Genomic DNA, 17,610 nt, shown 5'->3' on the forward strand with positions numbered 1-17,610 from the left:
AAATACCAGATTAGTATAGGTATTTAACCCGTTGTGCATTTTGGACAAAAATTGGATCTCAATGTCAGTTCGAGTGATTTTGAGGCACGAAAAATCGTATCGAGAGCTTCTTAAGAGGCTAAAATTCTTATTCTCGATACAAATTTCACTCATTTCAATCGTAAAATTTACTCGAATTGACAGAATTTAATCAAAATGCACAACGGGTGTATTTAATTATTTTAAGGTTATTAACAATACGCTTTAAAAAGTTTTTAAATTTTAACAATTGAGCCGAGATCTATAATTGTAATATTGCCGTATTACTAACAGGGATTGATTAATAGCATTTTCTTCTCTAATATACTATGTATTTAATAACTTACATTATTTGTTAAAAAACAAGTATTTCGTCGATTAAATACATAAAAATCAGTTAAATTGATTTTGTTTTTATAAGTTTGGATTTCAAACCTACTATGTTATGAATACGTTTTACAATAAATTAAGCCTTGGGCTTATACTAATATTTGGTGTATACACACTAAATCTTCATGCTCAAGATCATAGTTTAATTCAAAAGATTTCATTAGATAAACAAGTTGAATTATCAGATGCCATTATTGAAGGTGAAGTCATATCCAAAACTTCGTATTGGGATGCTGCTCACAAAAATATTTATACCTCAAACCTTATTAAGGTGTATAAAGTATTTAAAGGAGAAACGGTTTCTGAAACTGTTGAAATTATAACACCAGGTGGCGTTGTAGATTTAAAGGCATTAGTAGTGTCGCACAGTTTGCAATTAAAAAAGGGCGATATAGGTGTTTTTATGTTAGAAAGTAGTAATGCTTCAAAAGATACAGAAAGCATTCAGGGTAAATCTATGAATTTAAAGAATGTATTTAAATCAGTGAGCGATGTTCAAGGGTTTTATAAGTATGATTTGCTAAATGATAAAGTTGCTAACACTTACTCAAAAACCAAGAGTATAGAAGATAATTTTTATACTCAGATAACAAATAAGAGCGGTAAACAACCCATTGAAGTAACAGCGTTTAATTTAAGAGAAGAAATAGAACACAATAAACAGGCTGCCAAGACAACTAGTATTAGCAAGTCATCCATGGCGGTACCAACAATAACCTCATTTTCGGCAACCCAGTATTCTGCAGGAACCAAGAGTGTCTTAACCATTAACGGAACTGGTTTTGGGGCCACCAAAGGAAGCGTTGGTTTTAGTGATGCCGATTATGGCGGGTATCTTCATACCGACGCATTAGACAATCAGGTGCTTAGCTGGACCAATACGCAAATAGAAGTAGAAATCCCCGATGTAGCGGGAACAGGGACTATTAAAGTCAATACAACGTCAAACGGATCTATTGAATCTAGCAACGTCTTACCTATTGAGTTTGCCCAGATAAATTTACAATATAGTGACACTGCCTACCAAACACAACATGTAGAAACCGATGGTAGTGGTGGTAATACATGGACCATGAATGCAGACTTCTATAACTCTGGTGCTAGAGACGCTTTTATCAGAGCTTTTGAAAATTGGTCATGTAGTACAGGTGTTAATTGGAAGATTGATAACCAAACCACAGCTATAAATACCAATGCTAGTGATGGAATTAGCGTTATTACTTTTGATAACAGCATGGGCAGTGGAACTTTGGGTCAATGTTATTCCAGGTACCAGGGCTGCTATGAGGGCGCAGAAATTAAATGGTATGTATCAGAAATGGATATTGTATTTAATGCTACTAAAACATGGAATTATACTACGGGTGTTCCCACACCTAGTGAAATAGACTTTGAGAGTGTAGCGTTGCATGAGTTGGGGCATGGGCATCAATTAGGGCATGTAGTAGATACCAATGTGGCTATGCACTATTCCTTATCGGCAGGTGAAACCTTACGTAGTTTAAATTCTGGCGATTTAAACGGCGCTTTAGATGTTCAGTCAAGAAGTACAACATCACCGGTTTGTACACAGAATATCATGGAACAATCTACCTGCTATCAATCCAGTTTAAGTAATGATGAATTTAGTCTTGAAAAAGAAATAAAAATATATCCAAACCCAGCGTCTAACAGAGTATTTGTTAAATCCAGTAGTGTAAATATAGATAATATTGAACTATACAATGTTTTAGGTCGATTAGTGCGTAGAACAAAAATTAGAAATCAATACAGACTCAGCCTAGACTTAAGTGATTTTAGTGCGGGGATATATCTTTTAAAAGTTAATACAGAATTTGCTAGTCATACCCAAAAATTAATTGTTAGTAAATAGATTGATTATACCCTTTTGTTATCCACTGTCATTCTGAATGAAGTGAAACGAAATGAAGAATCTTAAACACACACACATCCAGAAACAGGTTGTTTTGTCATTCAGAACGAAACGTAGTGCAATGAAGAATCTCAATAGTTGTTGCATACCGATATTTTTTTAATAGATCCTTCGCTATGCTCAGGATAACATTTGTCATTCAGAACGGAATGCAATGTAGTGAAGAATCTCAATTGTTGTTAATCTAGGTTAACTGCGCTAATAAGAGAACCTTCGCTATGCTCAGGATGACAATCGTGTCATTCAGAACGAAATGCAATGGAGTGAAGAATCTCAATTGTTGTTAATCTAGGTTAACTACGCTTTTAATAATAGATCCTTCGCTATGCTCAGGACAACCTTGTCATTCAGAACGAAACGCAGTGTAGTGAAGAATCTCATTATTGTTGTATACCGGTATTTTTTTAAAGAGATCCTTAGATATACTCAGGATGACATTGTCATTCAGAACGAAACGTAGTGCAGTGAAGAATCTCATTATTGTTGTATACCGGTATTTTTTTTAAAGGTATCCTTCGCTATACTCAGGACAACCTTATCATTCAGAACGAAACGCAGTGCAGTGAAGAATCTCATAGTTTCAAAGATATCCTTCGCTATACTCAGGACAACCTTGTCATTCAGAACGAAACGTAGTGCAGTGAAGAATCTCATAGTTTCAAAGATATCCTTCGCTATACTCAGGACAACCTTGTCATTCAGAACGAAACGTAGTGCAGTGAAGAATCTTAATTGTTGTTGAATATAAAGTTATTCTTGTTTAAATAGATCCTTCGCTGTGCTCAGGATGACATTGTCATTCTGAATGAAGTGAAACGTAATGAAGAATCTAAAAATGATTTCTTTATTGCAAAATGCCTGTTAAAAGACAATCATTGTATTTCATCGATGATATAAGTTACTTAGCTAAAACTGCTAAAATGTAAGTGAATTCGCTTTTTAATTTCATTTTTTTTATTTAAGTTTACTTTAACTTATTGAAAAATAGGTATTTCTTCCTTAAAAGAAATCATTTGATTAATAGCACATTAAATGATTATAGCATTTGATTAATAGCAGAAGTTAAATGCCCTTTTTCTTCTAAATACTTAGACTACCTTGGTTATGCAAAATTTTGTTATTAAATAAAATTTGTACGAGCCCTCACTCTACATAGTTCTTAATGTACGGTTGTTATGTAAATATTAACTTAATTTAAATGTTATGTTTATGTACAATTTTACTAAGAAACAGAACAAAGATGGTTTAACCTATGTGTCTTTAGTTCTAAAAAAGTGCTTTAAACACATTTCCAGTTTGGGGGTGGTGTTAGTTTTTATGGTAGCTGCAAGTGGTAATTTACAGGCCCAAGTGGTTCCATGTGTTGACGGGCAATCCTCTGAATGGGGAACCGTTCAAATGTGGGCAGAACCTAATCACGATTATCAGATGGATTCTTTTGATGTACCAAATGGAGATGATATTTTCACATCTTCCAAAGATTTTAAATTATATAATGGAGATGGTCAGGAGTATAACAATTGGACAATTAGTTCCATGCAGCCAAAGAGTGATATCATGAATGCTGCAGCTGTAATTTTAACTGGTATAGTTCCAGATGCAGGAGCAGGAGATTGTCTTGGTTATACGGATAATAAGGGTACTCCAGATGATAATACCGATGATGAATTTGTGCCTTATGACCCTGAAGCCACCTATCTCTTTTTTGCTGGAGATAGAGAAACTACAAATGGAGATGGTCAAATAGGATTTTGGTTCTTAATAAATGGATCTGGTCCGACAACAGATGGCGATGGCAACAAAATATTTTCCCCGGCACATTACACCAATTTTGGTACTCCTAAACCTGGAGCAGGAAGAGATTATGATCTAACGGATATTGATGATGGTTTAGCTGGTGATCTTTTAGTTTTGGCTAATTTTGAAGGTGGCGGTAGAGATGCTGTTGTTACCGTACTTATGTGGGTAGGTGCTGGAAATGGAACACAAGGTAATAACAATTCACTAATTGTTATAAATAGTACAGCTCAGGTGGCCGAAAATAATGCAGGCACAGCTGCTGTACCTGGGTTATGGACTGTTCCTGACGATCTAATGGAATATGCAGCTAACCAATTTTATGAAGGAGTTATTGATTTAAGTCAGGTTTTTGATTTAAGTACTCAAGATATTTGTAGTACCACTTGGATGTTAGAAACTAGAGCAACCAAAGAAATAACAGCAGACGCAAAAGATTTTGCAGCAGGTACTTTTAATTTAGCCCCTCAAATTCGCGCTGAAGGTGATGAAGTTTGTGAAGGTGATTCAGGTACTTTAGAAGCCGAATTATATATTTTTACTGATGATGGTGTAGATGATAACGATACTATTATACCAAACGCAGGTTATACCTTCCATTGGTTTGCGGCTGCAGATTGGAATGGAGGAGACCCTAACCTTGGTGATGCTATTGGTGATGGAACATATCAGCTTACTGTAAATACAGCAGGAACTTATTATGTTATTGCTACAAGTGTTACTAAATGTGATGCTCTTGGTTTTGGAACGGCAATATTAACAGTAAATGACAATCCAGATCCGACTGCAAATAACTTAGCTGAATGTGAATCAGGTGCAGATAATGGTAGTGCGAGTTTTGATTTAACATCAGCTTTAACAGCTGCAGATGGAGGAACTGTGAGTTATCACACAAGTCAGGCAGATGCTAATAATGGAGCAAATGCGATAGGTGATCCTGCGAATTATGTATCTTCTGGAGAGACTATTTATATACGTAGTTATAATGCACAGACCATGTGTTACGGAACTACTTCATTTACCTTAACAGTAAATGACAATCCAGATCCGACTGCAAATAACTTGACTTTATGTGAGATTGGATATACAGGATCTAATACTTTTGATTTAACATCAGCTTTAACAGCTGCAGATGGAGGAACTGTGAGTTATCACACAAGTCAGGCAGATGCTAATAATGGAGCAAATGCGATAGGTGATCCTGCGAATTATGTATCTTCTGGAGAGACTATTTATATACGTAGTTATAATGCACAGACCATGTGTTACGGAACTACTTCATTTACCTTAACAGTAAATGACAATCCAGATCCGACTGCAAATAACTTAGCTGAATGTGAATCAGGTGCAGATAATGGTAGTGCGAGTTTTGATTTAACATCAGCTTTAACAGCTGCAGATGGAGGAACTGTGAGTTATCACACAAGTCAGGCAGATGCTAATAATGGAGCAAATGCGATAGGTGATCCTGCGAATTATGTATCTTCTGGAGAGACTATTTATATACGTAGTTATAATGCACAGACCATGTGTTACGGAACTATTTCATTTACTTTAACTGTAAATCCAAATCCAGCTTGTAACGCATCTAACTCATCCGAAGGATTAGAATTTGGTTTATGTGAAGGCACTACATTAAGTTTGAGTGTATTACCAGCTGATACCAATTTATATACTTACTCTTGGACATCAAACATGGGTGCTACTATTAATAATGCTAATATGCCTAATGCAACAGCAGATGATGTTGCTGATGGAGAGGTGTTTACGGTAGTAATTACTAATAAACAAACAGAGTGTTATTCATCTTGTACAACTACAGCTAGATATTATGATTGTACACCAGATTGTGAAACGGCTTTTGCAGTAAGAACAGAAGATGTAGAAGGATTTGACAGTGTTGTTGAAGACAGTGGACAGGCTACTTACAGCAGTTGCTTTAGAAATGATGGCTTTAAACGTTGGGGGTGGACAAATACTATTACATCTCATGGAACATATACATATTCTGTTTATCAAGGAGCAGGGCGATGTGATTTAAGTAAGGGAACTTATGTAGGTGATTTAATAGTAGAATATAAGGATGATGATACTGTAAGTTTTGAATATGACTTATTAACATGGGATCATGATAATGATGGTGGAACACCAGAAGTTCCTTTATATTTAATTTCTGAAGTTCATTTATACGTTGGATGTAATCCGTATCCAACTAAGAAAAATGGTGATCTAAATGACCCAGAAGATTATACAGTGGCTCCTGGTCAATATTCATTCAATGCGAATATACCTGAGGGTGATTATTACCCGGGATATACTGCAGACCTATCTGGTGTAACAGGCGCATTCTACTTTATTGCTCACACCGTGATATGTTCTAGAGATGTACCGGATGAAGCCAATATGCATATTCCTGGAGAGTCTAGAGATTATGGAGAAATAGATCCGTTAACACCTAATCAGCCAATTCAAGGAGATTGTTATGTTCCAACAGATGGTTGGGGTAAAATTGACGGTGATAAAGAAGTTGCATTTACAGCATACCCGGTACCATTCAAAGATGAAGTAAATGTAAGCTATAGATTTGAGTATGATACTAATGTTAATATTGATGTTTATGATATGAAAGGCGCATTAATTAGACATGCTGAAAACACAAACTACATCAAAGGTACGGTAGATAAAACAAGCATTGATTTATCTAGAGCTGATGATCAGATGTATTTTGTAAGAGTAACTACTAGTAAAGGAACCCTCATTAAGAAAATTATTTCCGCAAATAATTTAAGCAGGGAATAGCATTAACATAACAAACCACTAGTAAGTTTAAGAGCAGCTAAATAATTAGCTGCTCTTTTTTTTGTTAAGTCATTACGTATAGGCACTAATGAAGCAATTTGTTAATTCTTAATTCTATTTATACGATTGCCCAATGGGCTTGCATAACAATAAAAAAACTCGCACTCAATAAATAAATTATTCGTTGCGAGTTTATAAAATTTGTTCTTTGATAATCTTTACTGCTTCACAAACTTAATAGTCTTTATTACATTGTCAAGTTTTACCTGTCCAATATAAATACCTTTATTTAAATTTGAAAGATCAATTTTTTCTTCAGTTTGAGAAAGCGTTTTGTTCAACACATTTTGTCCAATAATATTAAATAAAGCAATATTATCGATTGGTATACTGTCAGATTTTAAAGTTAATTCCTTTGTACTGATATTATAAAAATGCTTAAAGTTATTTATTTGTAAATCATCTACACCTAGTGATGAATTGCTAATTGACACATCATCTATGTTTAAAATAAATTGTGATCCTGAAATATTTTGATGTCTAAAAGCAATATAGATCATATTTCCAGCCAATGCAGAGATATCTAAATTTCTAGTAACAAAAACACCGTCAGCCCCAACTTCATCAGCATATTCACTTAGTTGTACAGAGCTCGATTCGAAATCAGTTATTTGATTCCCTGTAGCAGCATATACAGTATAATATTCATGCGCTACAGTAGCAAGTTCCCCTCTAACTTTCCATGTTAACTCAATAGTTTCACTTGTTGAATATGACGTTAAATCTATGGCATACGAATACACCCAATTATCTGGATATAGATCTCCTTGGCTCGAATTCCAAGATCGAGAGACTAAACATTTGTAACCACCATAAACAGATCCGTAATCTCTCCAATACCAATCCCAACCATCACCGTCACCGTCAACAATATTCCAACACACATTGATTGTATTTGTATCAAAATGTTCCATGACAGGCAAGTTACTGTCACATTGTGCTTTACTGTTAAGGCTAAAGCATAAAATCAAAAGTATAAATGTAATTTTTTTCATAACGAAAGAGGTTAAATTCAAAACAAATATATATGATTTATGTCAATTAAACGTTTTTATTAGTATTTAATCGATAAAATACATGAATTTTAACAAAAAACGTAAGAATATATCTATAATTACAATTGAAGATGTTGCTATTAATCCTTCTTTAGGTGTTCTAGAAATAGATATTTTCTTTAAAACTGCGCAAAAATAACTATATAATTGATTGTTAGACTATTAAATAAAAAAACTTATTAACAATTTATTAGATGTTCAAAATTTCATAAGTACGAGTTATAACCCCTTGTGTATTTTTATTAAATTCTGTCAATTCGAGTGTCGCGCCTCAGCGTGATGTATCGAGAATAGGGATTTTTAGAACTTTTAATTAGTTGGCGATACAATTTTTAAATTGGGTTTTGATATTCTCATTATTACTAGAACTGAGCTAAAATTTTTTTTTGGTTTAAAAAGAGCAACGGGTGAGCTATAGTATCACAGGGCAATAGACCTTTTAACGATAATATTAAGGCTTTATCTAGTTATTAGTGTTTACATCATTTTTTTAAATAAATTCAATATGGTGTATTAACACACTCCGATTGATAGCAAGACAAAATTTACTGAACCCTTAATTTAAAGATCATGAAAAAGATCACTTTTGCTATTTTGGTTTTAAGTCATTCAATTTTTACTTATTCACAAAATTGTAACAGCGGTACTCAGGAAACTACTTTTAATGCTGCTAATACCGGATATGATGAAACGGTTACTAGCACAATAGTACCTGGAGAGTACGTAACAATAACAAATATTTTAGAAAATGAATATACATTTAGTTCTGAAATAACAGGTACGCCTGATTATATTACAATAAGAAAGAACTCTGATGATAGTATTATAACCCAAGGGACTTCTCCCTTAACGTATACTTTTGTTTCAGGAGATGTAGCAGATAATTCAATAAAACTAATAATCCATTTAGATAATACCTGTGATAACACAGACAATGGTAATCATACCATTACTTTGCTAAATGTGACGAACCTACCCACTTGCTTTGAACCCGAAAACCCACGAGTAAGTTATTTATCCAATAGACGCATCGATTTCTATTGGGATGCTCCCAGTAGTGGTTCTGCTCCGGTTGATTATGAATGGGAAATAGGCCTGCCAGGATTTACACCCGGTACAGGCGCTCATGTTGCTATGGGGTCTACCGGAGGCCCTACCAATGCCAGTTCAGGCGAAACCCTAACCCCAACTACAGCCTACGAAGTCGCCATTAGATCTGATTGCGGCTCCGGGGATTTTAGTATTTGGTTAGTAACCCCATCTATTACAACACTTGCAGTAGATCCACCCTCAAATGATTTTTGTGATGGTGCTACATACATAATACAAGAGTTTGGAAAGGCGGTTGACGGTAGTGATGCCACCTCCATTCCCAGTAGTGTAGTAGGAGGAGCAGGAACCAATTTAGATGCCGAAGCCTGTAATGGAAGTGCTAATGCCCGAGATGATGTTTGGTATTCGTTTATAGCACAAACTACCGATATCAATATAAGTTTAAGCCCGGATTTTAACGGTATCTTAACCTTATTCTCAGGAGATTGTAATAGTTTAATACAATTGGCTTGTAGTGATGCAAATGGCGGATTAGTACCCAGAGAGGAATCCATTTATCGAACAGGCCTTACCATAGGGGATACCTATTATTTTAGGGTGTATTCTCAAGGGTTCTCAACTTCAAACCCTGATTTTACATTTAAATTATTGTCATCGCAGGATCCTCCTGATTTAGATGGGGATAGATATACCTCCAATGGAGAAATTGATTGTAATGATTCCGATAGTGCTATTAACCCAGATGCTACCGAAATACCAGGTAATAGCGTGGATGAAAACTGTGATGGGCTGTATGCGTGGTATCAAGACAACGATAATGATGGCTTTGGGAGTAGTATTGTTGTAGAATCCTCTAATAGTAATGCAGGTACAGGAGAGTCAGCATTAAGTACAGATTGTAACGATAACGAACCGAACGCCTATCCTGGAAATACCGAAGTCTGTGATGGCATTGATAATGACTGCGATGGTGATATTGATGATGCCGACTCCAGTGTTACCGGTCAGACCACATATTATGTGGATTCAGATGGGGATGGTTATGGTGATGCCAGTGATTCGGGTACGCTGTTTTGTTTCAACCCGGGGGCCGGCTATAGTTTAAGCAACGACGATTGTAACGATGCTGTTACTGCCATTAATCCAGGAGCTCAGGAAGTCTGTGATGGCATAGACAACGATTGTGATGGAGATATTGATGATGCCGACTCTAGTGTTACCGGTCAGACCACCTATCATACAGATTCAGATGGGGATGGTTATGGGGATGAAAACGATAGTGGCACAAGCTTTTGCTCAAATCCCGGTGCTGGCTATAGTATTACAAATGATGACTGCAATGATGGTAATATTGCTGTTAATCCTGGAGCAACTGAAATACCTGGTAATGGGATTGATGACGATTGTAACCCGGCCACTGAAGATACGCTTAGTGATGACACATTTAGTTTAGAACAAATATTAATTTCACCTAATCCTTTTAAAACTTCAATTAGAATTCAGTTAAAAAACAATACGGGTTCCGAATTTTTAAATATTCAGATGATGGATTTAAATGGTAGAAGTATTTACAACTACAATAAACCCAAGGCATTTAATAGAATCATTACCTTAGATAATCTACAAGGTTTGCATCAGGGGATTTATTTTATAAAAATTTCAAATCTGGATAGAAGCGTTGTAAAAAGAGTCGTTAAGATTTAAAATTTCCTGTCATTCACACATCAGTGCCTACCGAGGTGGAAAACGCTCTGACAAAAACCTTTCAAATCGTCACCCTGAATTCTTGTACTGAGCGGAGTCGAAGTATAGTTTAGGGTCTATTTGAGGATCCCCTAGGGTTAAAACTGAAATATTGAAATACTGAAATACTGAAACAAGTGCAGCAAAGGCAAGTTCAGTATAACCATTGTTTTAGTAGGGGCAATACCTTGTCGCACGGTACATTACTGAGAGCATAATGTATTTTATTTGATAGTTGCTAGTACAGCTACTCGAAATGCCATATAGTATTAGTTAAAATAGTTCTCCGTTGTCACACTGAGCACAGTCGAAGTGCCTGTTATAGTAAGTTATTATAAACCAATAGTTGTCACACTAAGCATTGCTGAGAACAAAATACACTTTGTTTGAAGTAGCTAACGTAGTTAGTCGAAGTGTCTTTTAAATATATAATAAACAAACTGTTGTTACACTGAGCGCAGTCGAAGTGTCCCTTGTAATTATGTTATATCAAGCCCCACCATAAATTAACGTGAGTTCGATATAAATTTCAGAGTTTTAATAGAGCCGAAGTAATTAAAAAACAATTGATTGTCATTTCGACAGAGCGAGTAACAAGCGACGAGAAATCTCAAAAGAGATGAGATTCCTCCTCATAAACTCCGCTTGGGTATTATCAATCAAAATATATTTTGATTTCAATAACGTTCGGAATGACATACAGGCTATTGTTGTGTTTGTTAGAGTGTGGATACTAAATAGTTAAGGAGTAAGTTTTATCGAACTCACTTTAAATTAAAGCTACCACTAAGTAGATACTATATATGCATCGCTTCATAAATAAAAATTTAGATCACCATTCATAGAAGAATCCCCTACCTTAGCCATTTATCGATATTTTAAGTAGTTAATCTACTTTTAATATGTTTGTGATATATAATAAATAAATTTAAGTAACGCCCTTTAGGATCTATCGAATTTACTTAGTTATTATAATAATTTTTCCCTAAAATTAGTAATGGCTTTAGATGCTAAGATTTAGATCCATGATAAAAAACACCCTCATTTTTCTTGCCCTATGTCTCTCTGGTTTCATATACGCTCAAAATTGTAATAGTGGTACAACTAATGTACCCATTTATGTTGCCCAGAATACCGAAGACATCGAACCGGTGACGAATTCTATATATGCCGGTGAATATGTAGAAATTACAAATTTATTAGATGAAGAATATCGCTTTACATCTAATTATTTAGGAAGTGATGACCATATTACGATAAGAAATTCTGCAGGGACTATCATAATAGCAGAAGGAACTTCCCCGTTGATTCATACATTTCAGGCTATTGAAATACCAGATGACACCATTAGATTAATTGTACATTTAGATAGTGGCTGTTCTTCAGATTCAAATACACATACCGTAACCTTACAAAAGGTTCCAACCTGTTACAAACCAGAAAATCCACGTGTTAGTTATTTATCCAATAGACGCATCGATTTCTATTGGGATGCTCCCAGTAGTGGTTCTTCTCCGGTTGATTATGAATGGGAAATAGGCCTCCCAGGATTTACACCGGGCACCAGTAGTTATGTGGTCAATGGTTCAACCGGAGGTCCTACCAATGCCAGTTCAGGCGAAACCCTAACCCCAAGTACAGACTACGAAGTCGCTATCAGATCTGATTGTGGCTCCGGAGATTATAGTATTTGGTTAGTAACCCCATCTATTACTACCTTATCTGTAGATCCTCCCTCAAATGATTTTTGCGATGGTGCCACATACATAATACAAGAGTTTGGGAAAGCGGTTGATGGTAGTGATGCCACCTCCATTCCCAGTAGTGTCGTAGGAGGGGCAGGAACCAATTTAGATGCTGAAAATTGTAACGGTAATGCCAATGCCCGGGATGATGTATGGTATACCTTTTTAGCACAGACAACAGATATTAATATAGATGTAACTCCAGATTTTGATGGTATTGTTACCTTGTTTTCAGGAGATTGTAATAGTTTAACACAACTGGCTTGTAGTGATACTAATGGTGGATTAGTACCCAGAGAGGAATCCATTTTTCAAACAGGCCTTTCAGTTGGAGGTATCTATTATTTTAGAGTGTATTCCCAAGGGTTCTCAACTTCTAACCCTGATTTTACATTTAAGCTATGGTCATCGCAGGATCCTCCTGATTTAGATGGGGATAGATATACCTCCAATGGAGGAATTGATTGTAATGATTCCGATAGTGCTATTAACCCAGATGCTACCGAAATACCAGGTAATAGCGTGGATGAAAACTGTGATGGGCTGTATGCGTGGTATCAAGACAACGATAATGATGGCTTTGGGAGTAGTATTGTTGTAGAATCCTCTAATAGTAATGCAGGTACAGGAGAGTCAGCATTAAGTACAGATTGTAACGATAACGAACCGAACGCCTATCCTGGAAATACCGAAGTCTGTGATGGCATTGATAATGATTGTGATGGCTTGGTTGATGATGACGATGATTCAGTAACCGGTCAGACTTTATATTATGTAGATGCCGATGGCGATACTTATGGAGATTCCGGTGATTCAGGTACTTTATATTGTTCAGATCCTGGAAATGGCTGGAGTACCAATAAATTAGATTGTAATGATAGTGATGCAGACATCAACCCGGACACGATTTGGTATTTAGATGGCGATGGAGACAATTATGCAATATCTACCATGACGCAATGTACAAGTCCTGGAGTAGGTTATACCACTAGTTTATTACCCTTAACCGATTGTAACGACAGTGATGCAGACATCAACCCGGATACAGTATGGTATTTAGATGCTGATGGAGACAACTATGCAGTATCTACCATGACCCAATGTACGAGTCCCGGAGCGGGTTATACTACCAGTGTACTGCCCTTAACCGATTGTAACGACGGTGATTCAGGGATCAACCCAGATACGGTTTGGTATTTAGATGCTGATGGAGACAACTATGCAGTATCTACCATGACCCAATGTACCAGTCCCGGAGCAGGGTATACCACCAGCGTATTACCCTTAACCGATTGTAATGACAGTGATGCTGACATCAACCCGGATACGGTTTGGTATTTAGATGGCGATGGAGACAATTATGCAGTATCGACCATGACGCAATGTACAAGTCCTGGAGTAGGTTATACCACTAGTGTATTACCCTTAACCGATTGTAACGACAATGATGCAGACATCAACCCGGATACGGTTTGGTATTTAGATGCCGATGGTGATAACTATGCAGTATCTACCATGACCCAATGTACCAGTCCCGGAGCAGGGTATACCACCAGCGTATTACCCTTAACCGATTGTAATGACAGTGATGCAGACATCAACCCGGATACGGTTTGGTATTTAGATGCCGATGGTGATAACTATGCAGTATCGACCATGACCCAATGTACGAGTCCCGGAGCAGGTTATACTACCAATGTATTACCATTAACCGACTGTAATGACAGTGATGCAGACATCAACCCGGATACAATCTGGTATTTAGATGCCGATGGAGACAACTATGCAGTATCTACCATGACGCAATGCACCAGTCCCGGAGCGGGCTATACTACCAGTGTATTACCCTTAACCGATTGTAACGATGGGGATATAGATGTAAACCCGGGAGCTACGGAGATTTTAGATAATGGTGTTGATGATGATTGTAATCCATCTACCTTGGATAGTTCGGCGGATGTAGATGATGACGGAGATGGATTTACAGAAAATGAGGGAGATTGTGATGATACCAAGGATACTATTTACCCAGGATCAACTGAAACTCCTGATAACGGTATCGATGAAGACTGTGACGGTGCAGATTTAAGAACGTGGTATCAAGATAGTGATGGGGATAACTATGGAAATGCAAGTGTTAGCCAAACCTCTAATAGTCAACCAACAGATTATGTATTGGATAATACCGATTGCGATGATTCGGAATCAACGGTTTATCCAGGCGCCCTAGAACTATGTGATGGATTGGACAATGATTGCGCTAATGGTATAGATGATGGGCTGACCTTTGAAGACTATTATACAGATTCAGATGGTGATGGTTATGGAGATAGTATTGATAGTCCTGAGAGTTCCTGTAAGCTCATATCAGGTAAGGTTACCAATAATTTTGATTGTAATGACAGTGATGCAGCAATCAACCCGGATACAGTATGGTATTTAGATGCTGATGGAGACAATTATGCAGTATCGACCATGACGCAATGTACAAGTCCTGGAGTAGGTTATACCACTAGTGTATTACCCTTAACCGATTGTAACGACAATGATGCAGACATCAACCCGGATACAGTCTGGTATTTAGATGCTGATGGAGACAATTATGCAGTATCGACCATGACCCAATGTACCAGTCCCGGAGCGGGTTATACCACTAGTGTACTGCCTTTAACTGATTGTAATGACAGTGATTCAGGGATCAACCCGGATACAGTATGGTATTTAGATGCCGATGGAGATAACTATGCAGTATCTACCATGACCCAATGTACCAGTCCCGGAGCAGGGTATACCACCAGCGTATTACCCTTAACCGATTGTAACGATAGTGATATTGATGTAAACCCGGGAGCTACGGAGATTTTAGATAATGGTGTTGATGATGATTGTAATCCATCTACCTTGGATAGTTCGGCGGATGTAGATGATGACGGAGATGGATTTACAGAAAATGAGGGAGATTGCGATGATACCAAGGATACCATTTACCCGGGAGCAACTGAAACTCCTGATAACGGTATCGATGAAGACTGTGACGGTGCAGATTTAAGAACGTGGTATCAAGATAGTGATGGGGATAACTATGGAAATGCAAGTGTTAGCCAAACCTCTAATAGTCAACCAACAGATTATGTATTGGATAATACCGATTGCGATGATACAGAATCAACGGTTTACCCAGGCGCCCTAGAACTATGTGATGGATTGGACAATGATTGCGCTAATGGTATAGATGATGGGCTGACCTTTGAAGACTATTATACAGATTCAGATGGTGATGGTTATGGAGATAGTATTGATAGTCCTGAGAGTTCCTGTAAGCTCATATCAGGTAAGGTTACCAATAATTTTGATTGTAACGACGGTGATTCGGCTATCAACCCTGATACAGTTTGGTATTTAGATGCTGATGGAGACAATTATGCAGTATCTACCATGACCCAATGTACCAGTCCCGGAGCAGGGTATACCACCAGCGTATTACCCTTAACCGATTGTAANCAGATTCAGATGGTGATGGTTATGGAGATAGTATTGATAGTCCTGAGAGTTCCTGTAAGCTCATATCAGGTAAGGTTACCAATAATTTTGATTGTAACGACGGTGATTCGGCTATCAACCCTGATACAGTTTGGTATTTAGATGCTGATGGAGACAATTATGCAGTATCTACCATGACCCAATGTACCAGTCCCGGAGCAGGTTATACTACCAATGTATTACCATTAACCGACTGCAATGACAGTGATGCAGACATCAACCCGGATACAATCTGGTATTTAGATGCCGATGGAGACAACTATGCAGTATCTACCATGACCCAATGCACCAGTCCCGGAGCGGGCTATACTACCAGTGTATTACCCTTAACCGATTGTAACGATGGGGATATAGATGTAAACCCGGGAGCTACGGAGATTTTAGATAATGGTGTTGATGATGATTGTAATCCATCTACCTTGGATAGTTCAGCGGATGTAGATGATGACGGAGATGGATTTACAGAAAATGAGGGAGATTGTGATGATACCAAGGATACCATTTACCCAGGAGCAACGGAAACCCCGGATAACGGTATCGATGAAGACTGTGACGGTGCAGATTTAAGAACGTGGTATCAAGATAGTGACAGTGATAATTATGGTAATATAAATGTAAGTCAAACATCTAATAATCAACCAACAGATTATGTTTTAGATAATACCGATTGCGATGATACAGAATCAACGGTTTACCCAGGCGCTCCAGAACTATGTGATGGATTGGATAATGATTGTGATGGTCTCACCGATGACGATGATGGAGATATCACAGGACAAAGTACTTGGTATGCCGATACAGACAATGATGGGTTTGGAGATAGCAGCAGCAGTGTTCTAGCATGTGATAAGCCTAATGGCTATGTAGCAGATAACACTGATTGTGATGATACAGAATCTACGGTTTACCTTGGTGCTCCCGAGATTTGTGATGGATTGGACAATGATTGTGCTAATGGCGTTGATGATGGATTGACTTTTACAACGTATTATATAGATGGGGATGGAGATACCTATGGGGATGAAAATCATTCAGGTACAAGTTTTTGTTCTGATCCGGGAGCTGGATATAGCCTTACAAATAATGATTGTGACGATGGGAATGGAGCTGTAAACCCTGGAGCCACTGAAATACCCAATAATGGAGTGGATGAAGATTGCAATCCTGCAAATGATGGTTCTTTAAGTGACCAAATATTTGATATTGATTCGATAGGAGTTTTTCCTAATCCGTTTCAAAATGAAATAATGATCCGTCTTCCACAAAATGAAGGAAATGAAGTTTATGAAATAAAGCTATTTAATTTATTGGGTAAATTAATTACCATGAAGGAATTAAAAAGTTTCCATGGTATTTTAAAAATTGAAGATTTAGACTATTTACAACAAGGTATTTACTTAATAAAACTTTCAATTAAAGAATCTAATAAGAGTATAATAAGGCGCGTTGTTAAATTTTAAACTAAAAAAGCTTACTT

Annotated in this window: 6 protein-coding genes; 5 read left to right on the plus strand and 1 reads right to left on the minus strand. The window is 37.0% G+C overall.

Annotation, left to right across the window (positions count from 1 at the left end):
- The first annotated feature begins 463 nt into the window (after positions 1 to 463).
- Together E1J38_RS08415 and E1J38_RS08420 are read left to right on the plus strand one after the other, a co-directional pair.
- Positions 464 to 2,281, plus strand: a complete 1,818-nt coding sequence (locus tag E1J38_RS08415) for a T9SS type A sorting domain-containing protein (protein ID WP_133355589.1) — start codon at positions 464 to 466, stop codon at positions 2,279 to 2,281.
- A 1,269-nt stretch (positions 2,282 to 3,550) separates the two neighbouring features.
- On the plus strand, positions 3,551 to 6,937 hold the full coding sequence (locus E1J38_RS08420) for an FIDD domain-containing protein (protein ID WP_186525841.1): 3,387 nt from the start codon (positions 3,551 to 3,553) through the stop codon (positions 6,935 to 6,937).
- Between the two features lie 218 nt (positions 6,938 to 7,155).
- On the opposite strand, the gene E1J38_RS08425 is transcribed toward E1J38_RS08420, so the two are convergent.
- Positions 7,156 to 7,992 carry a T9SS-dependent choice-of-anchor J family protein gene (locus E1J38_RS08425; RefSeq protein WP_133355591.1) on the minus strand — a complete coding sequence of 279 codons (837 nt, stop codon included), beginning with the start codon at positions 7,990 to 7,992 and terminating at the stop codon, positions 7,156 to 7,158.
- 630 nt (positions 7,993 to 8,622) lie between these two features.
- Here E1J38_RS08425 and E1J38_RS08430 point away from each other — a divergent pair.
- From E1J38_RS08430 to E1J38_RS08440, 3 genes are all read left to right on the plus strand, one after another.
- Positions 8,623 to 10,809, plus strand: a complete 2,187-nt coding sequence (locus E1J38_RS08430; protein WP_133355592.1) for a T9SS type A sorting domain-containing protein — start codon at positions 8,623 to 8,625, stop codon at positions 10,807 to 10,809.
- A 1,064-nt stretch (positions 10,810 to 11,873) separates the two neighbouring features.
- Complete coding sequence (locus E1J38_RS08435) at positions 11,874 to 16,235, plus strand: MopE-related protein (protein WP_186525842.1); 4,362 nt, start codon at positions 11,874 to 11,876, stop codon at positions 16,233 to 16,235.
- Positions 16,236 to 16,267: 32 nt separating this feature from the next.
- A complete protein-coding gene (locus E1J38_RS08440; protein ID WP_145774361.1) occupies positions 16,268 to 17,593 on the plus strand; it encodes a MopE-related protein in 1,326 nt (441 codons plus the stop codon).
- Positions 17,594 to 17,610: the final 17 nt, after the last annotated feature.

Source organism: Seonamhaeicola sediminis (assembly GCF_004358095.2).
Taxonomy (GTDB): domain Bacteria; phylum Bacteroidota; class Bacteroidia; order Flavobacteriales; family Flavobacteriaceae; genus Seonamhaeicola; species Seonamhaeicola sediminis.